General features: G+C 69.0%; 21 protein-coding genes and 1 pseudogene (1 of these 22 cut by a window edge). 14 read left to right on the top strand and 8 right to left on the bottom strand.

Going from position 1 to position 25,673, the window contains the following annotated elements; translation table 11 throughout:
* Position 1: 1 nt before the first annotated feature.
* Entirely contained in the window at positions 2 to 1,027 is a 1,026-nt protein-coding gene (locus QZV94_RS01000) for a cyclopropane-fatty-acyl-phospholipid synthase family protein (protein WP_293675929.1), read from the bottom strand.
* Between the two features lie 7 nt (positions 1,028 to 1,034).
* Positions 1,035 to 1,829, bottom strand: coding sequence for a DUF1295 domain-containing protein (locus QZV94_RS00995; protein WP_293675928.1), 795 nt, complete (start codon positions 1,827 to 1,829; stop codon positions 1,035 to 1,037).
* A 197-nt stretch (positions 1,830 to 2,026) separates the two neighbouring features.
* Here QZV94_RS00995 and QZV94_RS00990 point away from each other — a divergent pair, with 197 nt between their 5' ends.
* On the top strand, positions 2,027 to 3,364 hold the full coding sequence (locus tag QZV94_RS00990) for an NAD(P)/FAD-dependent oxidoreductase (protein ID WP_293675927.1): 1,338 nt from the start codon (positions 2,027 to 2,029) through the stop codon (positions 3,362 to 3,364).
* Positions 3,364 to 4,140: a DUF1365 domain-containing protein gene (locus QZV94_RS00985; protein WP_293675926.1), complete on the top strand. Its 777-nt coding sequence runs from the start codon at positions 3,364 to 3,366 to the stop codon at positions 4,138 to 4,140. The genes QZV94_RS00990 and QZV94_RS00985 overlap by 1 nt, the downstream gene beginning before the upstream one ends.
* Here the strand turns inward: QZV94_RS00985 and QZV94_RS00980 are convergent.
* Positions 4,137 to 4,907 (bottom strand): methyltransferase domain-containing protein, encoded by a 771-nt coding sequence (locus tag QZV94_RS00980; RefSeq protein ID WP_293675925.1) that lies wholly within the window; start codon positions 4,905 to 4,907, stop codon positions 4,137 to 4,139. The two genes, QZV94_RS00985 and QZV94_RS00980, sit on opposite strands and share 4 nt — an antisense overlap.
* Before the next feature lie 106 nt (positions 4,908 to 5,013).
* Here QZV94_RS00980 and QZV94_RS00975 point away from each other — a divergent pair, with 106 nt between their 5' ends.
* The 6 genes from QZV94_RS00975 (at position 5,014) to QZV94_RS00950 (ending at position 11,252) form a co-directional block, all read left to right on the top strand.
* Positions 5,014 to 5,676: a LemA family protein gene (locus QZV94_RS00975; protein ID WP_293675924.1), complete on the top strand. Its 663-nt coding sequence runs from the start codon at positions 5,014 to 5,016 to the stop codon at positions 5,674 to 5,676.
* A 157-nt stretch (positions 5,677 to 5,833) separates the two neighbouring features.
* Positions 5,834 to 6,580 (top strand): YgcG family protein, encoded by a 747-nt coding sequence (locus QZV94_RS00970; RefSeq protein ID WP_367253652.1) that lies wholly within the window; start codon positions 5,834 to 5,836, stop codon positions 6,578 to 6,580.
* A gap of 17 nt (positions 6,581 to 6,597) precedes the next feature.
* Positions 6,598 to 7,311: a TPM domain-containing protein gene (locus tag QZV94_RS00965; protein ID WP_293675922.1), complete on the top strand. Its 714-nt coding sequence runs from the start codon at positions 6,598 to 6,600 to the stop codon at positions 7,309 to 7,311.
* A 109-nt stretch (positions 7,312 to 7,420) separates the two neighbouring features.
* The gene (locus tag QZV94_RS00960; RefSeq protein WP_293675921.1) at positions 7,421 to 8,419 is read left to right on the top strand and encodes an HWE histidine kinase domain-containing protein; all 999 of its coding nucleotides are present in this window, start codon (positions 7,421 to 7,423) and stop codon (positions 8,417 to 8,419) included.
* A 149-nt stretch (positions 8,420 to 8,568) separates the two neighbouring features.
* On the top strand, positions 8,569 to 9,033 hold the full coding sequence (locus QZV94_RS00955; RefSeq protein ID WP_293675920.1) for a (2Fe-2S)-binding protein: 465 nt from the start codon (positions 8,569 to 8,571) through the stop codon (positions 9,031 to 9,033).
* Between the two features lie 5 nt (positions 9,034 to 9,038).
* A complete protein-coding gene (locus tag QZV94_RS00950; RefSeq protein WP_293675919.1) occupies positions 9,039 to 11,252 on the top strand; it encodes a xanthine dehydrogenase family protein molybdopterin-binding subunit in 2,214 nt (737 codons plus the stop codon).
* Here QZV94_RS00950 and QZV94_RS00945 read toward each other — a convergent pair.
* On the bottom strand, positions 11,249 to 11,791 hold the full coding sequence (locus QZV94_RS00945) for a dihydrofolate reductase family protein (protein ID WP_293675918.1): 543 nt from the start codon (positions 11,789 to 11,791) through the stop codon (positions 11,249 to 11,251). The two genes, QZV94_RS00950 and QZV94_RS00945, sit on opposite strands and share 4 nt — an antisense overlap.
* A 165-nt stretch (positions 11,792 to 11,956) precedes the next feature.
* Here QZV94_RS00945 and QZV94_RS00940 point away from each other — a divergent pair, with 165 nt between their 5' ends.
* The 3 genes from QZV94_RS00940 to QZV94_RS00930 all read left to right on the top strand — a co-directional run bounded on the left by QZV94_RS00940 (position 11,957) and on the right by QZV94_RS00930 (position 17,419).
* On the top strand, positions 11,957 to 15,295 hold the full coding sequence (locus QZV94_RS00940) for a carboxyl transferase domain-containing protein (RefSeq protein ID WP_293675917.1): 3,339 nt from the start codon (positions 11,957 to 11,959) through the stop codon (positions 15,293 to 15,295).
* A 111-nt stretch (positions 15,296 to 15,406) separates the two neighbouring features.
* The gene (locus QZV94_RS00935) at positions 15,407 to 16,039 is read left to right on the top strand and encodes a calcium-binding protein (RefSeq protein ID WP_293675916.1); all 633 of its coding nucleotides are present in this window, start codon (positions 15,407 to 15,409) and stop codon (positions 16,037 to 16,039) included.
* Positions 16,040 to 16,267: 228 nt separating this feature from the next.
* Positions 16,268 to 17,419 (top strand): epoxide hydrolase family protein, encoded by a 1,152-nt coding sequence (locus tag QZV94_RS00930; protein ID WP_293675915.1) that lies wholly within the window; start codon positions 16,268 to 16,270, stop codon positions 17,417 to 17,419.
* Here QZV94_RS00930 and QZV94_RS00925 read toward each other — a convergent pair.
* Positions 17,416 to 18,393, bottom strand: a complete 978-nt coding sequence (locus QZV94_RS00925) for a phosphotriesterase (RefSeq protein ID WP_293675914.1) — start codon at positions 18,391 to 18,393, stop codon at positions 17,416 to 17,418. The genes QZV94_RS00930 and QZV94_RS00925 overlap by 4 nt on opposite strands.
* 251 nt (positions 18,394 to 18,644) lie before the next feature.
* Between QZV94_RS00925 and QZV94_RS00920 the strand changes: the two genes are divergently transcribed.
* The 3 genes from QZV94_RS00920 to QZV94_RS00910 all read left to right on the top strand — a co-directional run bounded on the left by QZV94_RS00920 (position 18,645) and on the right by QZV94_RS00910 (position 22,615).
* On the top strand, positions 18,645 to 19,406 hold the full coding sequence (locus tag QZV94_RS00920) for an SDR family oxidoreductase (RefSeq protein WP_293675913.1): 762 nt from the start codon (positions 18,645 to 18,647) through the stop codon (positions 19,404 to 19,406).
* A 173-nt stretch (positions 19,407 to 19,579) separates the two neighbouring features.
* Entirely contained in the window at positions 19,580 to 21,055 is a 1,476-nt protein-coding gene (locus QZV94_RS00915) for an MFS transporter (protein WP_293675912.1), read from the top strand.
* Positions 21,056 to 21,124: 69 nt separating this feature from the next.
* On the top strand, positions 21,125 to 22,615 hold the full coding sequence (locus QZV94_RS00910; RefSeq protein ID WP_293675911.1) for an MFS transporter: 1,491 nt from the start codon (positions 21,125 to 21,127) through the stop codon (positions 22,613 to 22,615).
* Here the strand turns inward: QZV94_RS00910 and QZV94_RS00905 are convergent.
* From QZV94_RS00905 to QZV94_RS00895, 3 genes and pseudogenes are all read right to left on the bottom strand, one after another.
* A complete protein-coding gene (locus QZV94_RS00905) occupies positions 22,593 to 23,954 on the bottom strand; it encodes a VWA domain-containing protein (RefSeq protein ID WP_293675910.1) in 1,362 nt (453 codons plus the stop codon). The two genes, QZV94_RS00910 and QZV94_RS00905, sit on opposite strands and share 23 nt — an antisense overlap.
* Positions 23,955 to 23,957: 3 nt before the next feature.
* Positions 23,958 to 24,920 (bottom strand): MoxR family ATPase, encoded by a 963-nt coding sequence (locus QZV94_RS00900; RefSeq protein ID WP_293675909.1) that lies wholly within the window; start codon positions 24,918 to 24,920, stop codon positions 23,958 to 23,960.
* 93 nt (positions 24,921 to 25,013) lie between these two features.
* Positions 25,014 to 25,673, bottom strand: a pseudogene (locus tag QZV94_RS00895) (aldehyde dehydrogenase family protein) (it continues 839 nt past the right edge of the window).

Below are 25,673 nucleotides of genomic sequence, written 5' to 3'. Positions count from 1 at the left end.
GCTAGGCGGGTTTCAGCCTGTAGTGGCTCACGCCCCATTCCGTCCCGCCACGGTGGCCGAAGAGGCCCGCGGTGGCGAGGAAGAACAGCCGCCAACGGCGATGCCATAGCGTGGCGTCCTTGCCGTAGACCTCCTCCAGGACCGGCCGGATCTTCGCGATGTTGCGGTCATAGGCCTCCAGCCAGTGCAGCGCGGTCTTCTCGTAGTGCGAACCGCTCCAGCGCCAGTCCTGCTCCAGGGTGAAGAGATCCGGGAACTGGGCGATCAGGCCGTGGCTGGGCATCACGCCGCCCGAGAAGAAGTACTTGCCGATCCAGTCGGCCTCGTCGTTGAGGTCGAAGCGGTAGGGCGTGGTGCGGTGCGTGAACACGTGGACGAAGAGGCGGCCGTCCGGCTTCAGCCAGCCCTTCACACGCGCGAGCAGGGCGCGCCAATTGGACATGTGCTCGAACATCTCGACGGAGACCACCCGGTCGAACTCGCCCGGAGCCTCGAAGTCGTTCATGTCGCAGGTGATGACCTCGAGGTTGCCCAAGCCCCGCTCCTGAGCACGGGCCATGATGAAGGCCTTCTGGCTGGCGGAGTTGGAGACCGAGGTGATCCGCGCGTTCGGATAGGTCTTGGCCATCCACAGCGACAGCGAGCCCCAGCCGCAGCCCAACTCCAGGATCCGCTGGCCGTCCCGCAGGTCGGCGTGTTCGGCGGTCTCCGTGAGCGCGTGCTCCTCGGCTTGCGCGATCGTATCGCCGGGGTTCCTGTACAGGCAGGACGAGTACTTCAGCTGCGGACCCAGGCAGTTCAGGAAGAACTCCGCCGGCACCTCGTAGTGCTGGGCGTTGGCCGCGTCGGCGTGCTCGGCGATGGGGTGCTCGGCCATGTCGCGGGCGAAGGCGGCTTCCGCGCCCGGCCCGGCCTTGGAGTGTTCGCGCCGAGCGTTGGCGACCAGCAGCGTGATGGCCGTCTTGCGCACGATATCGGGCAGCGGCGCGCCTTCGAAGGTGTCGATGGTGGCGGAGATCAGGCTCATGCGGAACTCAGGCCCTTTTGGCTGGGACGGGGAAGAAGGCGCTGACGCGCGCCTGGTAACTACGGAAGGCGTCGCCCCGTGTCTTCAACATCGCCGTTTCCAGGGGCGGGACGCCGGAGATGTGCCGCAGAAGGATGTACATGACGACCGGGGCCGCCAGGCTGAGCGCGGTGATCGGCCGGGCGGGATCCAGCGCGATCACCGGGTAGGCGCCCCAACCCAGCCACTGGAAGAAATAGTTGGGATGCCGTGACCATCCCCAGAGGCCGCGGTCCATGACCTGGCCCTTGTTGGCCGGATCGGCGCGGAAGCGCTTCATCTGGCCGTCCGCAACATACTCGCCCACGATCGCAACGGCGAACACCGCGACCGCCAGTGCGTCGCGCAGGCCGAGCTCGGGCTCCGGCGCGCGGGCCGCGAGGATGACCGACAGCGACAGGAGCGCGGTGGCCGGCGCTTGGGGCAGGCTCACGAACAGCATGTTGCGCGGATAGTCCTTGCCGAACTGGCCGCGGAAACTGGCGTAGCGGGCATCCTCCGGATGGGTCGCCACCCGAGGCGTGAGGTAGAGGCCGAGCCGCAGCCCCCACACCGCCATCAGGCCGGCCACCAACCACTGCCGCGGCGCCGGATCGGCCCCGCCGATGGGCCAGAGCGCCGCGCCCGCCAGCGTCGCCATCGTTCCCCACGTCCAGAAGACATCCGTCCATCCGCCGTTGTTCCGCCAAAGCCCGAAGGCCCAGGCGGCGACCATGATCACCAGCATCGCCGCCAGGACGCCCAACACGAGTTGCAGCAGCATGCGTCTCTCCCCGCCACCCCCAGAGCAACGCAGGGGCGGCACGGTGGCGATACGACCATGTTCGGCGGTCCGACGCATCCCCGACGTGCAGCCGCGAACGCATCCGGAGCTGTGATCATGCCGTAGCCTTTGCTAAGCAGAGACGTCGGGTTCGCGCGTTGCTGCAGTGTGCAGACAGGGGTTCGGATAGGGTGGACATGAGTGGCGCAGAGCGGCGCAGGGTCGCCGTCGTCGGCAGCGGCATCGCGGGACTTTCCGCTGCGTGGCTGCTTTCCCAGCGGCATGAGGTCACCCTTTTCGAGGCCGACGGTCGCCTGGGCGGACATGCCAACACCGCCGAGGCGCCAGGCTTCAGCGGTCCCGTCCCGGTCGACACCGGGTTCATCGTCTACAACGAAGGCAACTACCCGAATTTCACGGCGCTCCTGGAGCACCTGGGCGTGCCCAGCGTCTATGCGGACATGTCGCTCTCGGTATCGCTGGACGATGGGGCGTTCGAATATTCCAGCTTCGGCCTCGCCGGCATCTTCGCCCAGAAGCGCAACGCGCTGTCGCCACGCTTCTGGGGCCTGCTGGCCGACATCACCCGTTTCTTCAAGACCGCGCCGCGCGACCTCGCCGAGCTGGAGCTGAAGGCCACCTCGCTGGGCGACTACCTGAAAGCCAAGGGCTATGGCGACGCCTTCCGCGACGACCATCTGCTGCCGCAGGCCGCGGCCATTTGGTCGACGCCGCTGGACCAGATCGCCGCCTACCCGGCGGCCTCGCTGATCCGCTTCTTCCAGAACCACGGCATGATGAGCGTCACCGGGCGCGGCCTTTGGCGCACAGTCGAGGGCGGCTCCCGGGCCTATGTGCGCAAGCTCAGCGAGGCGTTCGGCGGCGAGGTGCGCAAGGGCGTCCGCGTCTGCGGGGTGCGGCGCGCTGCCAATGGCGCGGAGCTGCGGCTGGCCGGCGGAACCCGCGAGCGGTTCGACGAAGTCGTGATCGCCACCCACGGCGATACCGCGCTCGGCCTGCTCGAAGATCCGACCCCCGACGAACAGCGGTTGCTGGGTTGTTTCAAGTACAGCCGCAACCTGATCGCCCTGCACACCGATCCGGTGCTGATGCCGAAGCGGCGGGCCGCCTGGACCAGCTGGAACCACATCGGCTACCGCAACGCGCCCGGCGAGGGGGCCTGCACCTACTGGATGACCCGGTTGCAGAGCCTGAAGGACGCCCCGGACATCTTCTGCACCCTGAACCCGAACAAGGAGATCGCGGCGGACAAGCTGATCCGCACCGAGGTCTACGAGCATCCGCTGTTCGATGCGGCGGCCATCTCGGCGCAGCGGGAGTTCTGGGATATCCAGGGCGTGCGGCGCACCTGGTTCTGCGGCTCCTATCTCGGCCACGGCTTCCACGAGGACGCCCTGCAGTCGGGGCTGGCGGTGGCCGAGCAGCTGGGCGGCGTGCGCCGGCCCTGGACCGTCGACGGCGAGTCGGGCCGCATCCACGTGCGTGGATTCGAGCTGGCGGAGGCGGCTGCCTGATGCGCGCATCCGGCCTCTATCCCGGGGTCGTGACCCATAGCCGGCTGAAGCCCCGGCGGCACAGCCTGCGCTATCGCATCTTCATGCTGCTGTTGGACCTGGACGAGGTGGACGCGCTCGACCGGGAGCTGAAGCTGTTCTCGCTGAAGCGCTTCAACCTGACTGGCTTCGATCCCGCGCGCCACGGCGACGGTTCGAGGACGCCGCTGAAGACCCAGGTGGAGGCCCAACTGGCCGCCGCCGGCATCGCCCACGGCGGCCCGGTGCGCGTGCTGGCCATGCCGCGCATCCTGGGCGGCGGCTTCAACCCCTTGAGCGTCTTCTTCTGCCACCGGGCGGACGGCGCGCTCAGCGCCATCCTGTACGAGGTCAACAACACCTTCGGCGAGCGGCACAGCTACCTGATCCCGGCGGATGACGCGCCGGTGGTGAAGCAGGCCTGCGACAAGGGCTTCTACGTTTCGCCCTTCATGGACATGGGCCTCAGCTACGCCTTCCGGGTCCGCCCACCCGGCGACCAGACGCAGGTGCTGGTGGACGTGGACGACGCCGAGGGCCGGGTGCTGACGACGGGGTTCGTGGCGGCGCGCCAGGAGCTCACCGATCGCAACCTCATGCGCGCCTGGCTGACCCACCCCTGGATGACTCTGGGCGTAGTGGGCGCGATCCACTGGGAGGCGCTGCTGATCTGGCTGAAGGGCGAGAAAATCCGCCACCGGCCGCCGAAGCCCGGCTGGGCGGTCACCGTGGTCAGCCCGGCGAAGCTCGCCGCCTAGGTTTTCCGGAAGACGAAGATGTCGCCGACCCCGCCGATATCGATCGGCGGCCGGTCCGGGATCAGGCCGGCGGTAGCGGCCAGCGGCGCCGGGTCGGTCATGTAGTAGGTGAGACGTTCGGGCGAGCGCGGTCCGATCCGGCCGGCGGCGTCGGCGACGGCGTACTCCACCACCTGGTCCAGGCGATTGACGCCCTCGCGGAAGCTGCGTTCGCGCACGAACATCAACAGGCGGCGGCCGTCGGGCAGGACCTCATCCAGCACCGGAGCCTCCGGATTGGCCGGACCGGCGCGGCGCATCAGGTCCAGCCGGGGCAGGTGGAACGCCGCCAGCCCTCCGGCCCCCAGGTGTTTGGCGGCGACCGCGAAGGTGTTCCGCCACGCTGCGCCGGTTGGCACGTGGGCCAGGGTGAAGAACGGGCAGATTACCAGGTCGAAAGTGGCCTTCAGGTCGAGCGCGGTCATGTCTCCGCGGCGAAGCGTGATCCGGGCGCGGACCTCCGGCGGCAGGGCTGCGGCACGGGCCTCGGCCTGGGCCAGCATGGCGGGCGCGATGTCGACGCCGGTGACCGTGAAGCCCCGCGCCGCCAGCCCGGCCGAAAGGCGGCCCGATCCGGCGCCCAGTTCCAGGATGCCTCCGCCCGACGGCGCGAGGGCGGCGTAGATATCCTCGTCGCCCCGCAGGCGCAGGTCGGCGTCGGTGACGAGGTCGTAGAAGGCGGCGCTAAGACTGCCCGGCGCATAGTAGGCCCTGGTTTTCACCGCCATCGGTCCCCCCAGGCCGAACCCAGACCATGCTCGCGGCGTTGCGTCTGATCAATGCGCGGGCCACATATCGGCAAGACGTGACGGGCCTCGACCCCAGGGGATTTCCATGAAGAGCCTTATCAACCGTATCGGGCGCGCGGCGCTGCTCCTGATCGCGCCGCTGGCCCTGGCCGCCTGCGGGGTCAACACCATCCCCACCAAGGAGGAGAGGGCCAAGGCCCAGTGGGCGGAGGTGCAGAACCAGTACCAGCGCCGAAGCGACCTGATCCCCAACCTGGTCGCGACGGTCAAGGGCTATGCGGCCCAGGAGTCCAGCGTGCTGATCGGGGTCTCCCAGGCCCGTGCGGGGGCCATGCAGGTGAGGTCCGACGCGTCGATCACCACCGATCCGGCGGCGTTCCAGCGCTATGCAGCCGCCCAGCAGAACCTCAGCCTGGCCCTGGCGCCTCTGCGGGTGCTGCAAGAGAACTACCCGGAGCTCAAGTCGAACGAGAACTTCATGGCCCTGCAGAGCCAGCTGGAAGGCACCGAGAACCGCGTGACGATCGCGCGGCGCGACTACAACGAGGCGGTCCGCGACTACAACACCACGCTGCGCACGTTCCCGCAGATCATCTGGGCCAAGACGGTGCACGGCGGTTCGCAGCCGATGCAGCTGTTCCAGGCGACGGCGACCGCGCAGACCACGCCGACGGTCGACTTCAGCCCCACCCAGGCGCCCGCGACGGCCCCGGCCGGCGCGGCCCCCGGCTCCCCGCCGCCGAAGTAGGGTGACGGATTACCTCCCCACGTCCTCCTCCGGCTTGACCGGGGGATTCAGGCGGGCTCGCCGCCGGCCTGGATTCGGCTTGGGCCGCCCGGGTCGGTCTGCGGCTGCCCGTGGGGTGGCGACCGTGAGGTGGGCCGCGGCGGTTCTGGCGGTCATCTTGCTCCTCCCAACGCTCGCCCTCGCCGCGCCGAAGTTCCCGCCCCTGACCGGGCGTGTGGTGGACGAGGCGCAACTGCTGTCGCCGGCGGCGGAGCGGAAGCTGACGGACGAGCTGGCCGCCCTGGAGCAGAAGACCGGCCACCAGGTGGTGGTGGCGACCTTGCCGGACCTGCAGGGCTACGAGATCGAGGACTACGGCTATCAGCTGCTGCGGACCTGGGCGATCGGCCAGAAGGGCAAGAACGACGGCGTCATCCTGATCGTCGCGCCCAACCAGAAGAAGGTGCGCATCGAGGTCGGCTACGGCCTGGAGCCGGTGCTGACCGACGCGCTCTCCAGCCTGATCATCCAGCGCAAGATCCTGCCGGCCTTCAAGCAGGGCCGCTTCGAGCAGGGCATAGTCGACGGCGCAGAGGCGATCGTCGCCCAGATCGGCCTGCCGGAAGCCGAGGCCAAGGCCGCCGTGGCCGCCGCCGAACAGCCGAAGGTCATCATCACAGGCGAGGGTGAACGCGGCAGCGGTATCCCGATCTTCTTCGTCGTCATCATCGTGATCTGGGTGCTGAGCGGCGTGCTGCGGATGTTCGGTGGCCGCCGGCGCGGGGGCTCGGGCCTGTGGTGGCTGCTGCCCCTGGTGCTCAGTTCCGGCCGGGGCGGCCGCAGTGGCTGGAGTGGCGGCGGCGGAGGCGGCTTCTCCGGCGGCGGCGGCTCGGGCGGCGGCGGCGGCGCCTCGGGAAGTTGGTGATCGGGGAGCTTGGCAAGATGGCGCGACCCTTCCTGAAGCCCGGCGACCTGGAGGCGGTGGAGGCCGCCGTGCGCGCGGCCGAAATCCGGACCACGGGCGAGATCTACTGCGTGGTGGCCGAGGAGAGTTCGGACTACCACGCCACGCCCCTGGCCTGGGCGGCCGGGGTGGCGTTGCTGGCGCCGGCGGTGATGCTGCTGGCGGGCGTGCACGTGACCGCGCCCGACATGGCGATGTTCGGCGGCTGGACTGCCGATCAGGTGGAGGATGTGGGTGAGGCCACCGCGCGCGCGGCCCTGATCGGCACGCTTCTGATGCAGGGGCTGTTGTTCGTCGTCACCCTGTTCGTGGTGGCGATCCCGCCGGTTCGCCGGGCGCTGACGCCGCGTGGCATGAAGCGCGACAGGGTCCGCCAGCGGGCCGAGGAGCAGTTCCTGGCGAAGAACCTGCACGCCACGCGTGAGCGCACCGGCGTCCTGATCTACGTCTCGGCGGCCGAGCGGATGGCGGAGCTGATCGCCGATGAGTCCATCGACGCCCAGGTCGACGCCAGTGTCTGGGCCCAGGCCATGGCGGCGCTGACCGACGGTTTGCGCCGCGGCGATCCCGCCGCCGGCTTCGCCGCGGCCATCGCCCAATGCGCGGATATCCTGGCCGACCGCTTCCCGGCCAGGTTCGGCGACAACCCCAACGAACTGCCCGACGCGGTCGTGGTCTTGCCGCGCGCGTGACAGCTCGCCGATCGCGCAAGGGTGCGACCGATTGGATTGTGAGGTTGTCGCAGCGGGGCCGTGGGGCCACATTAGACGGCTGAAGAGAGCGCAAGTGGGGCCCTGTTCCTTGGTCGCGTCTGAGACCACGCCCGATATGCAGGCCTTGCAGGCGCGCCTGCAGCGGCTGGAGACCGCTGTCGAGGCCACTGGCCTGGGCCTGTGGGAGTGGGACCTCGCCACGGGCGAGCTGGTCTGGAATGCGCGCAACCGGGAGCTGTTCGGGGTTGTCGACGAGCGGCCGATGGCCATCGCCGACTTCAACCCCCTGATCCACCCCGACGACCGCGACGTCCTGCGCGCAGCCTACGCCGCGGTGGCGGAGAAGCCTGACGGCGGCGAGTTCACGGCGGAGTTCCGCACGCTGCACAGTCCGGGCGGCAAGGCGCGTTGGATCCAGGCCCGGGGCCGGGTGATTCGCGATGCCGCCGGCCGCAATCTGGTGGTGGGCGGCAATCTCGACGTCACCGACCGCAGGATGGCCGAGCAGCGGCGCAACCTGATCCTTCGCGAATTGGCCCACCGTGTGAAGAACGGCATCCTGGTGATGATGGCCATCGTCGCCCAGACCGCGCGAAGCGCCAAGACGGTGGACGACTTCGAGGCCATCCTGATCGCGCGTCTGCAGTCGATGGCCGACAGTCAGGACCTGGTGACACAGGCGGCCGGCGAGCCGTTGCCGCTCATCGACCTGCTGGACCGGGCGCTGACGCCTTTCGACCAGTCGCGGTTCGAGCGGGACGACAAGCTGGCGCAGGTGAGCATCCCGACCGAGGTCGTCGTGGCCATGGCCCTGCTGTTGCACGAGCTTTCGACCAATGCGGTCAAGTACGGCGCACTCTCCGCGCCCTCCGGCCGCGTGAAGCTGGGCCTCACCGCGGCGAGCGAGGGCCAGGCGGTGCTGAGCTGGACCGAGGTCGGCGGCCCGCCGGTGAAGCCGACGGCGCGGCGCGGCTTCGGGACCCGCCTGATCGACATCTCCCTCCGTGACAACGGCGGGCGTGTGGAAGGCCGGTTCGATCCGGCCGGCTTCCAGGCCAAGATCCATTTCCCTGCCGTCACAGCCTAGAGGGCTGCGGGACCCTGCCGCTATAGGGGAGCCGTCATTCGACGGTCTCAGCCGAGCCGGCGAACTGTTTCTGCGCCGTCACCTACCGGTGCTTTGCCGCGTGCTCGCGTCGGGGTAGCATTGCGCGAACTCCGGGAGAAAAGCGGGCCATGGCCTATACCCTCAATGTCAACGGCAAGGCGCTCAGCGCCGATGTGGACGGCGACACGCCGCTGCTGTGGACCCTGCGCGATACGCTGGGAATCGTCGGGCCCAAGTACGGCTGCGGCGTCTCGGCGTGCGGCGCCTGCACGGTCCACATCGACGGCCAGCCGATGCGCTCCTGCTCGATCCCCACCGGCGCGGTCGGGGCCGCCAAGGTCACCACCATCGAGGCCATGGCCGCCGACCCGGTCGGCAAGAAGGTGCAGCAGGCCTGGATGGACCTGGACGTGGCCCAATGTGGCTACTGCCAGCCCGGACAGATCATGAGCGCCACGGCGCTACTGGCCAAGACGCCCAAGCCCACTGACGCCCAGATCGACGCGGCGATGAGCGGCAACATCTGCCGCTGCGCCACCTACGTCCGCATCCGCGCCGCGATCAAGCGCGCCTCCGGCCAGAAGGAAGCGTGAGCACCATGACGCTGCATTCCAAGATTCTCCCCGAGGCCAACCGCCGCGAGGTCCTGGCCTCGGTCAGCGCCGCCGGCCTGACCCTCGCTTTCACCGTGGCGCCCAAGGCCAACGCCCAGACCGCCGGTGTCGGCGCGCTCAACGCCTTCGTCCGCGTCGCGCCAGACGGCATGGTCACGATCATGGCCAAGAACCCGGAGGTGGGCCAGGGCATCAAAACGATGCTGCCCATGCTCATCGCTGAGGAATTGGACGTGCCCTGGGAGAAGGTCCGCGTCGAGCAGGCGGACAACGATCCCAAGGCCTTCGGCCGCCAGTTCGCCGGCGGCTCGATGGCCACCCCGCTGCACTGGGACGAGCTGCGCCGCGTGGGTGCGGTCGCGCGCGCCATGTTGATCCAGGCGGCCGCCACGGCCTGGAACTGCGGCCCCGCCGACTGCGCCACCGACTCCGGCAACGTGATCCACAAGCCGTCGGGCAAGAAGCGCACCTACGGTTCCCTGGCGCTCGCCTGCGCCAACATCACCCCGCCCGACCCCAAGTCCCTGACGCTGAAGGACGCGAAGGCCTATCGCATCATCGGCAAGGCGACGCCGCAGTACGACGTCGCCAAGATCGTGACCGGGGCGCCGCTGTTCGGCATCGACGTGCAGCGCCCGGGAATGCTCTACGCCACCTACGCCAAGGCCGGTGTGTTCGGCGCCAAGGTGGCCAGCGCCGACCTCGAGGCGGCCAAGACCGTCAAGGGCGTCCGCAAGGCGTTCGTGGTCGAGGGTGACCCGAACGGCCTGTTCCCGGCCGGCCAGCTGGGCCAGGGCCTTTTGCCCGGCGTCGCTGTCGTCGCCGACACCTGGTGGGCGGCCAAGAAGGGCCGCGACAAGCTGAAGGTGAAGTGGGCCGACCATCCGACCTCCAGCCAGTCCACCAAGGGCTTCGCCGAGCAGGCCGCCCAGCTCCACGCCGGCAAACCGCAGAAGAACGCCCGCAACGATGGCGACGTGGATGCGGCGTTGAAGGGCGCGGCCAAGACCGTCGAGGCGGCCTATGCCTACCCCTTCATCAGCCACGCCACCCTTGAGCCGCAGAACTGCACCGCCGAGTTCAAGGACGGCAAGCTGGAGATCTGGGCGCCCACCCAGAACCCCGAACCCGGCCGCCAGCTCACGGCGCGCACCCTGGGCATCAAGCCCGAGGACATCACCATCCACATGATCCGCGGCGGCGGCGGCTTCGGCCGGCGGTTGGCCAACGACTACATGGTGGAAGCCGCCTGGATCGCACGCGAAACCGGCGCGCCGGTGAAGCTGCTCTGGACGCGCGAAGACGACATGGCCCACGACCAGTACCGGCCGGGCGGGTTCCATTTCCTGAAGGGCGGCGTCGACGCTCAGGGTAACCTGATCGCCCTGCAGGATCACTTCGTGACCTACCAGGTCGGCCAGGGCGTCGCGCCCAGCGCCGGCATGGCGGCGAACGAGTATCCCGCCGGCTTCGTGCCGAACGTGCGCTACGACACCAGCATGATCCCGATCGGCATCCCGACGGGACCCCTGCGGGCGCCGGGCTCCAATGCGCTGGCCTTTGTGTTCCAGTCCTTCATCGACGAGATGGCGCACGCGGCGGGACAGGATCCGCTGGCCTTCCAGCTCAAGCTGCTGGGCGACAAGGACGTGGTCGGCAACCCGCCCAGCCGCTATGGCGCGGGCCGGATGCGCGCCGTGCTGACGGCGGTGGGCGAGATGTCTGGCTGGGCCGACCGGGGCAAGCTGCCGAAGGGCGAGGGCCTGGGCGTCGCCCACTACTACAGCCACCAGGGCTATTTCGCCGAGGTGGCCCACGTGGCGGTGGCGACGGACGGCGCGGTGAAGGTCAAGAAGGTCTGGGTGGCCTGCGACGTGGGTTCCACCATCATCAACCCGCACGGGGCGATCAACCAGGTGCAGGGCTCGGTTCTGGACGGCCTTTCCGCGGCGCTTCACCAGTCCATCACCATCGAGAACGGCGCGGTCAAGGAGCGGAACTTCACCGACTACCGCCTGCTGCGGATGAGCGAGTCCTGCCCGGTGGAGGTGAAGTTCCTGAAGACGGACTTTCCGCCGACCGGCCTGGGCGAACCCGCCCTGCCGCCGGCCATCCCGGCCCTGGCCAATGCCATCTTCGCGGCGAGCGGCAAGCGGGTTCGCAGCCTGCCGATCACCAAGGACATGCTGAAAGCCTAGGCGCGCTCGTACCGCAGGATCAGGGAGCCGACGTCCAGGCGTCGGCTCTCCACCAGCCTGAGGTCCCGATGCACGCCTTCGGGGAACAGGCGCTTCCCGCCACCCAGCAGGACGGGGCCGACCATCACGCGATACTCGTCCGCGAGGTCCTGGGCGATCAGGCTGTGCGCCAGGGCCGCGCCGCCGAAGCTCAGGATGGCCTTCCCGTCCTCAGCCTTCAGACGGGCCACCTCGGCCGCGACATCTGCAACCGCGCGGCCGTTCCAGCCCAGGTCGCCGGTCAGCGTCCGTGACGCGACCGACTTGGACAGGCTGTTCATGAACTCCCTCTCCGGCAGATCCCGGGCCTCGTCCGAGGTCCAGAACCCGCGGTTGAACTCGAAATTGACCCGTCCGTAGAGGAGGTGGCCGCCGTTCTCGCCGGCCCAGCCCGACCACTCCCGCGCGACCTCGTCGGACCACGCCGGCTGAACGAAGCCGTCGGGCCCCTCGATGTAGCCGTCCAGGCTCATGAACATTGAGAGGATCAGCTTACGCATGGGTTGGTCCTTCCACTCTGGTGCGAGGCGTTTCGCACCAGTAATAAAACCAGTTGCAATATGAAAGCATATAATTTTACCGACGCCGAGGCTTGGCCCGGCGCGGGGTCTGGGCATGATGGCCGCCCGCGGCGGGAGACCGCGATCTGAGGGGACGGGCCGCCAGTGAAGACGCTTTTGATCGCCAACCGCGGGGAGATCGCGGTGCGGATCGCGCGGACCGCCGCCGAAATGGGCATCGACACCATTGCGGTCTATTCGCAGGACGACGCTGCCTCCCTGCACACCCGCAAGGCCGACCGGGCCGTGGCGCTCAACGGCTCGGGGCCGGCGGCCTACCTCGACATCGACCAGATGGTCGCCGTGGCCAAGGAGGCCGGCGCCGATGCCGTGCATCCGGGCTACGGCTTCCTCTCCGAGAACGCCGCCTTCGCGCGGGCCTGCGCGGCGGCCGGCCTCACCTTCGTGGGCCCCAGCCCCGAGACCCTGGAGCTGTTCGGCGACAAGGGCCGCGCCCGCGCGCTGGCCCAGCAGTGCGGCGTGCCGGTTCTTGCCGGGACCGACGGGCCGACCACCCTGGCGGAGGCGGAGGCGTTCTTCGCCGCCAACGGGCCGGTGATGGTCAAGGCGGTCGCCGGCGGCGGCGGGCGCGGCATGCGCCCGGCCACCACAGCGGCGGAGCTGGCGGAAGCGTTCGAGCGCTGCGCGTCGGAGGCCAAGGCGGCGTTCGGCAATGGCGACCTCTACGTCGAACGCTTCCTCGTCCGGGCGCGGCACCTGGAGGTGCAGATCGTCGGCGATGGCGAGAGCGTCAGCCACCTGTGGGACCGCGAGTGTTCCCTGCAGCGCCAGCGCCAGAAGGTCATCGAGATCGCGCCCGCCGACACCTTGCCCATGGCGGTGCGCGAGCGGCTGTTCGGCTACGGTGTGGCGCTGGGCCAGGCCGCCGCGTACCGCAGCCTGGGCACCATGGAGTTCCTCGTGGACGGCGACGACGTCGTCTTCATCGAGGGCAATGCGCGCCTGCAGGTCGAGCACACGGTCACCGAGGAGGTCACCGGCCTGGACCTCGTGCGCCTGCAGCTGCGGATCGCCGCCGGACGCTCGCTCTCCGACCTGGCCCTCACCCAGGACCGTGTGCCGGAGCCGCGCGGCCACGCGGTGCAGGCCCGCGTCAACCTGGAGACCATGGCCGCCGACGGCTCCGCGCGGCCGGCCGGCGGGACGCTCAGCGTGTTCGAGCCGCCGTCGGGGCCCGGCGTGCGGGTCGACGGCTTCGGCTACGCCGGCTACCGCACCTCGGCTCGGTTCGACAGCCTGCTGGCGAAGCTGGTTGTGCACGCCGGTGCGGGCGGCCTGAGCCGCGCCGTGGCGAAGGCCTACCGCGCGCTGTCGGAGTTCCGCATCGAGGGCAGCCCCACCAACATCGCCTTCCTGCAGAACCTCCTGGCCCACCCGGCGGTGGCGCAGGGCGAGACGCACACCCGGTTCATCGAAGAGCACATGGGCGAACTGGCCGGCGAGCCGGAGGCCCATCCCAAACTCTACTTCGACGCCGCGGCGCGGGGCGCAGCGGGACCGAAGCGCGTCGGCTACCAGGTCGATGCGGCGGACCCCCTGGCCATCCTGGCGCTCGGCAAGGCGGAGGCCGAGGTCGCCGACGAGGAGGAAGAGGCCGAGGGGCCGGAGGGGACCAAGCCCCTGCGCGCGCCGCTGCAGGGCACTCTGGTCAGCGTCTCCGTCGCGGCCGGAGAGACCGTGCGGGCCGGGCAGGCGCTGATGATCATGGAGTCCATGAAGATGGAACACGTGATCGGCGCTGAAGCGTCCGGCATCGTGCGCCTGGTCAATGTCGTCGCTGGGGACACTGTCTACGAGGGCCACCCCCTGGCCTTCATCGAGGAGAGCGAGATCGACGGCGGCGGCGTCGTGGAGGCCGAGGAGATCGACCTCGACTTCATCCGGCCGGACCTGGCCGAGGTGCTGGCCCGGCAGGCCAAGACCCGCGACGAGGCCCGGCCCGAGGCGGTGGCGCGCCGGCGCAAGACCGGCCAGCGCACGGCGCGGGAGAACATCGCCGACCTGGTCGATCCCGGCAGCTTCACCGAATATGGCGCGCTGACCCTTGCGGCGCGCCGGCGGCGCAACACGCTGCAGGAGCTGATCGACACCACCCCCGCCGACGGCATGCTGATGGGCCTGGCCTCGGTGAACGGATCGCTGTTCCCGGAGGAGAAGTCGCGCGTCGCGGTGATGAGCTACGACTACACCGTGCTGGCGGGCACCCAGGGGACCAACAACCACTTCAAGCTGGACCGGATGACCGAGCTGGCCATTCGCTGGAAGCTGCCGGTGGTGTTCTTCACCGAGGGTGGCGGCGGGCGGCCCGGCGACACCGAAGGCGGCGGCTTCACCCGGGGCTTCGAGTTCTGGGGTCGCCTGTCGGGGTCCGTGCCCCTGGTGGGGGTGAACTCCGGCCGCTGCTTCGCCGGCAACGCCGCCATCCTCGGCTGCTGCGACGTGATCATCGCCACCAAGGATTCCTCCCTCGGCATGGGGGGCCCGGCGATGGTGGAGGGCGGCGGCCTGGGCGTGTTCCGGCCGGAGGAGATCGGCCCGATCAAGGTGATGCAGGCCAACGGCACCATCGACGTCCTGGTGGAGGACGAGGAGGAGGCCGTCTTCACCGCCAGGAAGTACCTCTCCTACTTCCAGGGCCCGGTGGCCGACTGGTCCTGCGCCGACCAGCGGCTGCTGCGCCGCGTGGTCCCGGAGAACCGGCTGCGGGTCTACGACATCCGCAAGGTGATCGAGCTCATCGCCGACAAGGACTCGGTCCTCGAGCTGCGTCCCAAGTTCGGCCTGGCCATGGTCACCGCCTTCGCGCGGATCGAAGGCCGGCCCATCGGCATCTTCGCCAACAACCCGATGCACCTGGGCGGCGCGATCGACAGCGACGCCTCCGACAAGGCCGCGCGGTTCCTGCAGCTCTGCGAGGCCTTCGACATCCCGGTCCTGTCGCTCTCCGACACCCCCGGCAACATGGTGGGGCCCGAGGCGGAGAAGACCGGCCTGATCCGCCACTGCGCGCGGCTGTTCGTGATCGGGGCCAACCTGACCGTGCCGATCTTCTCGGTGATCGTGCGCAAGTCCTACGGCCTGGGCGCCATCGCCATGACCGGCGGCAGCTACCAGGGCGCGATGTTCTGCGTCTCCTGGCCCACCGGCGAGTTCGGCGGCATGGGCCTGGAGGGCTCGGTGAAGCTGGGATACCGCAACGAGCTGGCCGCCATCGCCGACCCGGTGGAACGCAAGGCCAAGTTCGACGAGATGGTCGCCGCCGCCTACGCCCGCGGCAAGGCGCTCAGCACCGCCACCAGCCCCGCCCTCGACGACGTCATCGACCCCGCCGAGACCCGCCGCTGGGTGCTGGCGGGCCTGAAGAGCCTGCCCCCCATTCCGGCGCGCACGGAGAAGAAGCTGCGCTGGATCGACAGCTGGTGAGGGGGCAGGGAGGTTCTGACGAACATCGGCCGCGGCGAACTTAACGGTCTTCTTTCAGCCCAGCTTTACGCCGACGCTTGATGCATGCGGGGGCATTGTGGGGAGACGCGCATGTCCATCAACAGTTTCGCCAGCATCGAAGGCGAAGACACCCTGACCACCACCCTCAACGGAACGTCCGGGGCCGATATCCTGGAAGGCGGCGAAGGTCAGGATATCCTCCATGGCCAGGCCGGCGACGACTCCCTGGTGGCGGGCGCCGCGCACGATGCGCTGAACGGCATGGCCGGCAACGACACCGTGGACGGCGGCGACGACGACGACTGGGTGCTGGGCGGCAAGGACCAGGACCTCCTCTTCGGCGGCCTGGGCAATGACTTCGTCAACGGCAACATCGGCGACGACACCGCGGACGGCGGCGAAGGCGACGACATGGTCTACGGCGGCCAGGGCGACGACAGCCTGTCGGGCGGCGACGGCAACGACTTCATCTCCGGCGACAGGGGGAACGATACCCTGGAGGGCGGCGCCGGCGGCGACACCTTCAACATCTTCGCCGGTGGCGGCAGCGACGTGATCATCGACTTCAACGCTGAAGACGGCGACGCCATCCGCATCCAGGGCAACGTACCCTACACGGTGGAACAGGTCGGCGAGGACGTCGTGATTTCGCTGACGGGACACCAGACCCTCACGCTCGAGGGCGTCGATCTGGCGAGCCTCCCGGAAGGCTGGATCATTTAGGCCTGGGAGCGGGGCCGAAGCCCGCCCCGCCTCCCCTGGGCCAACGCAACCAACGCCGCCATCCAGAAACCGCTCGATCGCACAGCGCAGGGTTGGACCGAGGCCCGCCGCTGGGTGCTGTCGGGCCTGGAAAGCCGCCCGCCGATTCCCGTGCGCGCGGAGGAGGCGCCGGGCTGGATCGATAGCGGGCGAGGGCGTACCCATGGCAGCCTTCAACAGGGCAATGCCATGAACCAGATCACCCCCTTCGTCCTGGACGTACCGCAAGCGGAGCTCGACGATCTGCAGCGCCGGCTGGCGAACATCCGCTGGCCCGAGCAGGAGACGGTGGGGGACTGGTCGCAAGGCGCGCCGCTGGCCAAGGTGCGCGCGCTCTGCGACCACTGGCGCACGGGTTACGACTGGCGTCGGTGTGAGGCCCTGCTGAACGGCCTCGGCCAGTTCAAGACGCACATCGACGGCCTGGGCATCCACTTCCTTCACGTGCGTTCGCCGCACCCGAACGCCCTGCCCCTGCTGCTTACCCACGGCTGGCCCGGCTCGGTGATCGAGTTCCTGAAGGTCATCGGCCCGCTGACCGATCCCGTCGCCCATGGCGGCCGGGCCGAGGATGCGTTTCACGTCATTGCGCCGTCCGTCCCCGGCTTCGGCTTTTCCGACAAACCGTCGCAGACGGGCTGGAACATCAAGCGGATCGGCGACGCCTTCATCACCCTGATGGCGCGTCTGGGATATGAGCGCTGGGTGGCTCAGGGCGGGGATGTCGGCGCCTTCGTCAGCACCGCGATCGGCGTGGCGCGGCCCCCGGGCTGCCTGGCGATTCACCTGAACATGCCGCTCGCCGGTCCGACGGCCGAGGATCGCGAGAACCTGACGCCGGCCGAGGAGGCCTCTCTGGCGGCCAGCGCGGAGTTCGCCCGTACCGGCCAGGGCTATTCCGCCCAGCAGGGCACGCGGCCCCAGACCCTGGGCTACGGCCTGGTGGACTCGCCGGTCGGCCAGGCCGCGTGGATCTACGAGAAGCTGTGGGCGTGGAGCGACAACAAGGGTTCGCCGGAAGACGTGTTCACGCTGGACGAGATGCTCGACAACATCATGCTCTATTGGCTGCCGGCCGCCGCCGCGTCGGCGGCGCGCCTCTACTGGGAGGGCGCGCAAGGCGCTCAGGCCCGGGGCGCATCCCAGCTCGAGCTTCCGGTCGGCGTCAGCATCTTCCCCAAGGAGATTTCGCGGCCCTCGCGGCGCTGGGCGGAGCGGCGCATGTCGAACATCATCTACTGGAACGAACTGGACCGCGGCGGACACTTCGCGGCCTGGGAACAGCCCGACCTCTTCGTGCAGGAGCTGCGCAGCTGCTTCAGGCTGGTGCGCCCGGCCTAACGGACGGCGGCCCAGGCATCCTCGAAGTAGCGGCGCGGATTCTCGACGGTGATGTCGTCCAGGTCCTGCTGGCTCATCCCCATCTTCTTCAGTTCCGGGAAGATGTTCTCGAACAGGTGGGTCATCTTCCAGTTCGGCAGGGCCTTGTTGAGCTCCATCGGATCGGTGTTTCCGTAGGCGCCGGCCCAGCAGTTCACCGTGTCGTGGGAGACGAGAATCTGGTCCTTGTGACCGGCGTCGACCAGCGCCTTCAGGTTCTTGGTCCGGATGACGTCGGAAATCTCCTGCTCGAGACCGAAGCGGTCGAAGCCGACGTACGCGCCGCGCTCAGCCAGCGACTTCTGGTAGGGATGGTCGTCGGTTCCGCAGCTGTGGCCGACGATCAGACGGGAGTACTTCAGCCCCCGGCCGGTGGCGATGTCGATCTGGTCGTGCCCGCAGTTGCAGTTCTCGGTGTGCGAGATCAGGGGGACGCCGGTGGCCTTGCCCGCCATCGAGGCGGCCGTCAGCACCTTGCGCTCATAGTCAGACACCTTGCCTCGGCCCGTGGCGATCTTGATCACGCCGCAGCGGATGCCGGTGTCGCCGACGCCGCGCTCGATCTCCTTGATGAAGGCTTCCGCGATGGCCTCAACGGGCAGGTTCTTGAAGGTCCAGGGGATGCCCATGTCCTCGACATAGGCGCCCGTGGCGCAGATCAGGTTGATACCGGTCTTCTGCGAGACCTCGGCGCAGATCTCCACGTCGCGGCCCAGGTCCATCGGGCAGGGATCGATCACCGTGCGAACCCCGTGGCCGTGCAGTTCCTGGAACGCGTCGACCACGCGCTCCACCGCCTCGCGGCGATTGAAGGCGGGCTGGCGGGCGTCCATGAACCAGCCGGGGAAACCGATCAGCACATGCTCGTGCACCAGGGTGCGGCCCAGCTCCGATGCCTTCGTCGGGCCCAGGACGGTGTTCACAGTGGCGCTCATGGTGTCTTCCTCCCGCGGTCTCCGCCGCTCGCTTCGCGACACTCAAGGCGCGGATGGGACGCGTCAAGTGCCGGCCAGGACGTAGCGGCTCCGCATGGGGTCGTGGCGTCGCCCCGAGAGATGCTGACCTGCCCCCGCCGAGATATGGTGGTCGGCGCCGGAGCCAAGACCCTGTAGGCCATCAATCCGGAAGCCGTCGCGCGCCGTGTGGCGCGAGCCTGGGCAAAAATCAGCAAGGGGAAACGCATCACATGGAAATCTCACTGAAGGGGCGGGTCGCCCTGGTCACCGGTGGCAGCCGGGGCATCGGCAAGGCGATCGCCTTGTCTCTGGCCGAGGCCGGCGCGGACGTCGCCGTCAACTACCGGCGCGATGAGGCCGCAGCGGCCGACACCGTGGCCCAGATCGAGAAGCTCGGCCGCAAGGCGAAGGCGTACTCCGCGTCGGTTGAGAACCTCGACGAGGACCAGGTGATGGTGGAAGCGATCCTGCGCGACTTCGGCGGCATCGACATCCTCGTCAACAACGCGGGGATCGCATCGCGGGGGCAGTCCGTCGCCGACACCGACCCCGCCGAGATGGAGCGGGTGGTGCGCGTGCACGCCTTCGCCCCGCACTACCTCGCCAAGCTGGTGATCCCCCAGATGCGGGGACGCGGCCGCGGCGACATCATCATGATCTCGTCCGTCGCCACGCTCGGCAACGGGCCCAACGGCGCGCCCTACAACATGGGCAAGGCCGCCATGGAGGCTCTAGCCTACACCCTGGCCAAGGAGGAGCGGCGTCACGGCATCCGCACCAACATCGTGGCGCCCAGCCTGACGGTGACGGAAATGGGCATCCGCCTCAGCAAGGCCACCCGCGGCGTGGCCGACATCCACGAACTGGACGCCGCCTCGCCGTTCGGCCGCGTCTCGACGCCCGAGGACGTCGCGGCCGTCGTCACCTACCTCGTTTCCGACGCCAATCCCTACGCCAACGGCCAGAAGGTGAACATCAACGGTGGCGGTTGAGCGTCACAAGCATCGCACGTGCTCGAGGGTCCTCTCCGCGGCGTGTAGGGCCGTGAGAGAGGCCGGCGGGGACGTCCAGCTCCAGCGAATATAGGTGACGTAGCGTCACGGTTGCCAGCCCCCCAAAGGCGGATACCGTTCCTTCCAACAAGAGTGGGTGGAAGGAAGCAGACGTGGCGGTGGCTGAAGGGATTCCCGGTGCGACCATAGCTGGCGCACCCGCCCTTGCGGGGGACCTGAAGCCGCCGGCGAGGGTCAAGTTCTTCTACAGCCTCGGGCAGTTCGTTGAGTCCGGCTACCTGGCGGTCAACGCCCACGTGTTCTTCTACTATACGGCCGTCCTGGGCATGTCCGGCAGCATGGTCGGCGCAGCGCTGGCGATCAGCCTCGCCCTCGACGCCGCCGCCGATCCCCTGATCGGGTCCTTCTCGGACAGCGTGCGCTCGAAGTTCGGCCGCCGCCTGCCGGTGATGCTGCTCGCCGCGCCGCTCACCATGCTGACGATGGGCATGCTGTTCTCGCCGCCGTCGACGCTCACGCCGTTCCTGCTGTTCCTGTGGCTGACGGTCTCGAAGATGGGCGTCCGCGCCTTCGCCTCGATGTTCAACATCCCCTACTTCGCGCTGGGGGGAGAGATGTCGGACGACTACACCGAGCGGGCGCGGATCGTCGCCTGGCGCCTGCTGGCCGGCATCCTGATCGGCGTCGCGACCACCTTCCTGGCCTATTCCGTCTTCTTCGCCGGCGAGGGCGGCCTGCAACAGCCGGAGCGCTATCCCGCCTTCGGTTGGACGATCGCGGCGATGGTGCTGGTGGCGGCGCTGCTCTCTTGCGCGGGGATCTGGCGCTACGCCGCCGCCCTGCCGCAACCGACGACGACGCCGCGGCCGATGACCGCCCGCCTGGTGGGCGAGGTGATGTCGATCATGCGCAATCCCACCTTCCTGCGCCTGTTCCTGGCCATGCTGATCTTCTCGACGTCGGCCGGCCTGCACGGCGCCGTCCAGAACCACGCCTATGTCTTCGTCTGGCAGCTGCGGCCCGAGGCGATCCAGTTCAACACCTATGCCCTCCTGCTCGGCATCACCATTGGCGTGCCGGTGACGCCGATGTTGCTGAAGCGCATCGAGAAGAAGACCGCCGTCCTGATCGGGTTCGCGACCGTGATCCTCTCCTACGCCCTCTTGCCGGGCATCCGCGCAGCCGGGTTGTTCGCGCCGACGGGCCTGGAGGCGCTGCCATGGTTGATCGCCACCACCTTCGTCGTCGGCCTCGGCTCGGGCCTCATCTTCATCGCCCTGCCCTCGATGATGTCGGACGCGGCCGACGAGCACGAATTCAAGTACCACGAGCGGCAGGAAGGCCTGTTCTTCTCCGGCCTCGGCTTCGCCGGCAAGGCGGCCGGGGGTCTTGGCCTGCTGCTCGGCGGCGTGGCGCTGGACGTCCTGCGCTTCCCCCGCGAGATGGGCCGTCAGGTGAACGCCGTGATCTCGGAGGACGTGCTGGCGGGCCTGATCATCGTCTGGGGCCCGGCCTGCTCGGTGCTCACCCTGCTGGGCGCCCTGGTCTTTGCCCCCTACGCGATTACCCGGGTCAAGCATGAGGCGATGCTGACCGAGCTGAAGCGCCGTCGCGCCGCGGAGCTCTGACGCCGGGTCACGCTTGCCACGGCCGCCCCCGCGGATACCGTCCGTTCAAGGGACTGCGGGGGACGTAATTTGGCGATCGCTGGGGATGTCACTGGGCCTGCGCCCGATGCGGCGACGGCCGAGGGAGAGCTCAAGCCGCCCTTCTCCGTGAAGTTCATCTACGGCTTCGGCCAGATGATCGAGTCCGGCTACCTCACCGTCGCCAGCTTCGTCTTCTTCTACTACACCGCCGTGCTGGGGCTCTCCGGCGGCCTGGTGGGCCTGGCGCTGGCGATCAGCATGGCGGTCGACGCGGTGTTCGATCCCCTGATCGGGTCGATCAGCGACAACGTGCGGTCCAAGTTCGGCCGACGCCTGCCGCTGATGGTGCTGGGCGCGCCGCTGATGGCCCTCTCGCTTGGCCTGCTCTTTGCGCCGCCCGCCGCGCTCGCGCCCTTCCTCCTGTTCGGCTGGCTGACCGGGTCCAAGCTGGCGCTTCGCGGCTTCGCCTCGATGTTCAACCTGCCCTACTTCGCCCTGGGCGCGGAGATGGCAGACGGCTACGTGGAGCGCTCCAGCATCGTGGCCTTCCGGACCTTCGCCGGCATCGCCGCGGGGCTCCTGATCAACGTGCTCGCCTACATGGTCTTTTTCGCGGGCCCGGGCGGCCTGCAGCGCGCCGAGGCCTATCCCGCATTCGGCTGGACCGTCGCAGGCCTCTGCTTCGTCTCAGCGGCGATCTGCTGCCTGGGCATCTGGCGCTATGCCGCGCGCTTGCCGCAGCCGCTGACGCCGCCCAAGTCGCTGGTCCACAGCCTGATTCCGGAGGTGATCGAGATCTTCCGCAACCCGTCGTTCCGGGTGCTGTTCACGTCGATACTCCTGACCTCGGCGGCCGCCGGGCTTACCGCGGCGCTCAACTCCCACGCCTACGTCTTCGTCTGGAAGGTGGCGCCGGAGACGATCCTCTTCATCACCCTGGCCTACCTGTTCGGGATCGCGGTGGGCGTGCCGATCACGCCGCTGCTGCTGCGCCGGATGGAGAAGCGCTCCGCGGTCGTGCTGGGCCTGGGCTTCGTGATCGTCGGCTGGACAGTGCTGCCAGGACTGCGCGCCGCGGGCCTCTACGCCCCGACCGGAACCGACGCCCTGGGGGCGCTGATGCTGAACGCGAGCTGGATCGGAATCGGCTCGGGCTTCTTCGCCATCGCCTACCCCTCGATGATGGCCGACGCGGCCGACGACCACGAGGTGCGGTTCGGCACGCGTCGCGAAGGCATGTACTTCGCCGGCCTCGGCTTCGCGGGCAAGGCGGCGACGGGCCTGGGCGCCCTCATCGCCGGCGAGGCGCTGGACTGGATGAACTTTCCCCAGGACGCGGGACGCCAGATCAACGCCGTGCTGCCCGAACACATGCTGGCTCAGCTGATCCTCGCCTGGGGCCCTGCCGCGGCGGTGATCGGGATCGTCTCGTTGGTGATGCTTCTGCCCTATGGCATCACGCGCGAGCGTCACGTGGTGATCGCCGCCACCCTGAAGGCCAAGCGCGCCCTCGACGTCAGTGAGGGACGTAGCTCCTGAGCACGTCGTCGATGACGCGCTCCAGCTGCTCCAGGGTGCCGCACTGCTTGGCCACATGGCAGAAGCGGGCGTAGCGGTGCATGACGCTGTCGCCCTGGGCCCAGTAGCTCTCTGGCTCGGGATTCAGCCAGATGACGGCGCGCGCCCGGTCATGGATCTGGCGCATCAGGTCCAGCCGCGGGTCGGCGAAGTTGGAGCGGCCGTCGCCCAGGAAGATCACCGTGGTGCGGCGGTCCAGCCGGTCCAGGTGGTTCTCGGCGAAGTCCTGGAGTGACCGACCATAGTCGGTCTGCTGGAAGCCGATCTCCTGCAGCACCTTCAGGATCGCGACCTCGACGCCGTTGTCGTCCAGGATGTCGTTCACGCTGATCAGCCGCCCGGAGAACGCGAAGGCGTCCATTCGGTCGACCACCTCGTTCAGGGAATAGAGGAAAGTCAGCAGGAACTGGGCCGCGGCGGCCACCGACTTCGACACATCGCAGATGGCAACGATCGACGGCTTGTCGACCTTCTTGACCTTCCACGAGATCTCGAACGGCACGCCCTCGTGGGCCATGGACCTGCGCAGCGTCCTGCGGACGTCCAGGTGGCCTTTCTGGGCGGCGCGACGGCGGCGCGAGTACTTGGCCGCCAGGCGCTTGGCCATCTTCTTCACCAGGGCGGCCATCAACCGGTAGTCGACCGGGTCGACGCCGCCGTCGGCGTTCAACTGCTTCCTGAGCAGCCGCTCCTCGCGCAGTTCCTGCGCGGAGCCGGCGGCGTAGAGGTCGTGCTGGCGCGCCACGAACTGCTGGGCCTGCTCGAACAGATTGCGGCGCGCGCCTTCCAAGCGGTTGGCCAGGCCCTCGCCCGCGCCGTCCGGCATGCGGCGCGCGTTGGCGGTGATGCGCTCGATCTCCTCCAGGCCCATCCCCTCCAGGAGACGCCTGGTAAGGAGGGGGGGGCGGGTGGAGGGGGGGATCTCGGCGACGCCGGCCCGGGCGGCGGCCTCCTCCATCGACTGCTGGACGGCCGCGGCGTCGCCGGTGAGGACGGCCTGGGCGAGCGGCGAGCCGGCCGCCTGGTCCAGGTCCTCCTGGCTGGGCTCGCCCTGGGGCGAGTCCGAGGGCGGCGGCATCGAGACGGCGTCGCGGGCGAAGAATGTCTCGAACACGGAGTCGAACGCGTCCACTTCCTCGGCGGACTTGGCCAGCGTCGAGCACAAAGCGTCCTTGAACAGCAAACGGTCGGCGTAGCCGGTGACCATGACCGCCCGGCTGGCGTCGATCGCCTCGGCCGGCGAGACGCGGACGTCGGCGGCGCGGAGGGCCCGGAAGAACTGTTCGAGGGTGTGCTGCATCGCTTAGCGCCGGTGCAGCAGCTCCACCACCTGGGGCTCGACCGCGACGATATCCTGCTCGAACTTCAGGATCACGTTCAGGGTGTCGCGGACCAGGTCGGGGCTGAGACTGTCGGCGTGCAGGAGGACGAGCGCCCGAGCCCAGTCGACGGTCTCGGAGATCGACGGTGGCTTCCTCAGGTCCATGGTGCGCAGCGACTGGACGAAGGCCACCAGGTCGCGGGTGAGCTTGGCTTCCACACCGGGCACCCGGCTGGCGACGATGCGCTCCTCCAGCGCCGCCTCCGGCAGCGGTATGTGCAGGTGCAGGCAGCGGCGCTTCAGCGCGTCACCCAGGTCGCGGACGTTGTTGGAGGTCAGGAAGACCAGCGGCGGCGTCTTGGCGACGATGACGCCCAGTTCCGGCACCGAGACCTGGTAGGCGGAAAGCACCTCCAGCAGGAACGCCTCGAAGGCCTCGTCGGACTTGTCGACCTCGTCGATCAACAGCACGCAGCCGTCATCCTGGCGCAGCGCCTGCATCAGCGGCCGCGGCTCCAGAAAAGGCTCGGAGAAGAACAGATCGCCCATGCCGTGCAGGCGCACCATGGCGGCGTCCATGTCCGCCGCATCAGCCAGCGCCGCGCCCATCCGGTCCTTGAGGATCTGGGTGTAGAGCAGCTGCTTGCCGTACTTCCACTCGTACAGCGCCTTGGACTCGTCGAGGCCCTCGTAGCACTGCATCCGGATCAGCGGCAGGCCGAGCAGGTTGGCGGTGGAAAGCGCCAGTTCGGTCTTGCCGACGCCGGCGGAGCCCTCGACCAGGATCGGCTTCTGCAGCTTCACCGCCATGTAGAGGGCGGTCGCGATCCGGCGAGAGGCGATGTAGCCGACCGAGCCCAGGCCGTCGATCAGTGCGTCGACCGAAACCAGGGGGTCGGCGGCCGGGGCGTTGGCCGCCGGAGGGGTAATCGTCAAAGTCTTCACGTCTTTCGAAATGGGCGTCGCGGAAAGCCCGATTGTGGCAAGCGGCCCCGGCGGAAGCAAAGCGCCGTTTGGACGCGGTCCGCCCCGCCCGCGCTAGACCTCGAACGTAACACCCTGCGCCAGCGGCAGGGTGGCGCCGTAGTTCACCGTGTTGGTCGCCCGGCGCATGTAGGCCTTCCAGCTGTCGGAGCCCGCCTCGCGGCCGCCGCCGGTCTCCTTCTCGCCGCCGAACGCCCCGCCGATCTCCGCGCCCGAGGGGCCGATATTGACGTTTGCGATGCCACAGTCCGAGCCGCGCGCCGAGATGAACAGCTCGGCCTCGCGCATGTCGTTGGTGAAGATCGAGGACGACAGGCCCTGGGGGACGTCGTTCTGCAGCGCGATGGCGTCGGCCAGGTCCCGATACTTCATTGCGTAGAGGATCGGCGCGAAGGTTTCGCGCCGGACCACCTCAGCCTGCGCCGGCATCTCCACCAGGGCGGGGCGGACATAGCAGCCGCCGCCCAGGTCCACCGTCTCGCCGCCGTGGACTTTCGCGCCGGCGGCCCGCGCGTCGGCCAGCGCGCGCTGCATGCCGTCCAGCGCGGCCGGGTCGATCAGCGGGCCTACGAGGGTTTCGGGCTCGCGCGGATCGCCGACCTTCACCGAGGCGTAGGCGGCCCTCAGGCGCGGCAGCAGGGTGTCGTACAGGCTCTCGTGAATGAACAGGCGGCGCAGCGTCGTGCAGCGCTGGCCGGCGGTGCCCACGGCGGC

Origin of the sequence: uncultured Phenylobacterium sp., from assembly GCF_902826855.1 — a bacterium.
Classification (GTDB): Bacteria; Pseudomonadota; Alphaproteobacteria; order Caulobacterales; family Caulobacteraceae; genus Phenylobacterium.
Note: the sequence above shows the minus strand (reverse complement) of the source record. Positions and strands in the feature narration are given on the sequence as shown.

Excerpts from the sequence above, each read along its gene's own strand:
- QZV94_RS00950 (WP_293675919.1), top strand. The coding sequence starts at position 9,039 with ATGACGCTGCATTCCAAGATTCTCCCCGAGGCCAACCGCCGCGAGGTC.
- QZV94_RS00980 (WP_293675925.1), bottom strand. The coding sequence starts at position 4,907 with ATGGCGGTGAAAACCAGGGCCTACTATGCGCCGGGCAGTCTTAGCGCC.
- QZV94_RS00920 (WP_293675913.1), top strand. The coding sequence starts at position 18,645 with ATGGAAATCTCACTGAAGGGGCGGGTCGCCCTGGTCACCGGTGGCAGC.
- QZV94_RS00990 (WP_293675927.1), top strand. The coding sequence starts at position 2,027 with ATGAGTGGCGCAGAGCGGCGCAGGGTCGCCGTCGTCGGCAGCGGCATC.
- QZV94_RS00955 (WP_293675920.1), top strand. The coding sequence starts at position 8,569 with ATGGCCTATACCCTCAATGTCAACGGCAAGGCGCTCAGCGCCGATGTG.
- QZV94_RS00930 (WP_293675915.1), top strand. The coding sequence starts at position 16,268 with ATGAACCAGATCACCCCCTTCGTCCTGGACGTACCGCAAGCGGAGCTC.
- QZV94_RS00925 (WP_293675914.1), bottom strand. The coding sequence starts at position 18,393 with ATGAGCGCCACTGTGAACACCGTCCTGGGCCCGACGAAGGCATCGGAG.
- QZV94_RS00995 (WP_293675928.1), bottom strand. The coding sequence starts at position 1,829 with ATGCTGCTGCAACTCGTGTTGGGCGTCCTGGCGGCGATGCTGGTGATC.
- QZV94_RS00905 (WP_293675910.1), bottom strand. The coding sequence starts at position 23,954 with ATGCAGCACACCCTCGAACAGTTCTTCCGGGCCCTCCGCGCCGCCGAC.
- QZV94_RS01000 (WP_293675929.1), bottom strand. The coding sequence starts at position 1,027 with ATGAGCCTGATCTCCGCCACCATCGACACCTTCGAAGGCGCGCCGCTG.
- QZV94_RS00935 (WP_293675916.1), top strand. The coding sequence starts at position 15,407 with ATGTCCATCAACAGTTTCGCCAGCATCGAAGGCGAAGACACCCTGACC.
- QZV94_RS00975 (WP_293675924.1), top strand. The coding sequence starts at position 5,014 with ATGAAGAGCCTTATCAACCGTATCGGGCGCGCGGCGCTGCTCCTGATC.
- QZV94_RS00945 (WP_293675918.1), bottom strand. The coding sequence starts at position 11,791 with ATGCGTAAGCTGATCCTCTCAATGTTCATGAGCCTGGACGGCTACATC.
- QZV94_RS00985 (WP_293675926.1), top strand. The coding sequence starts at position 3,364 with ATGCGCGCATCCGGCCTCTATCCCGGGGTCGTGACCCATAGCCGGCTG.
- QZV94_RS00965 (WP_293675922.1), top strand. The coding sequence starts at position 6,598 with ATGGCGCGACCCTTCCTGAAGCCCGGCGACCTGGAGGCGGTGGAGGCC.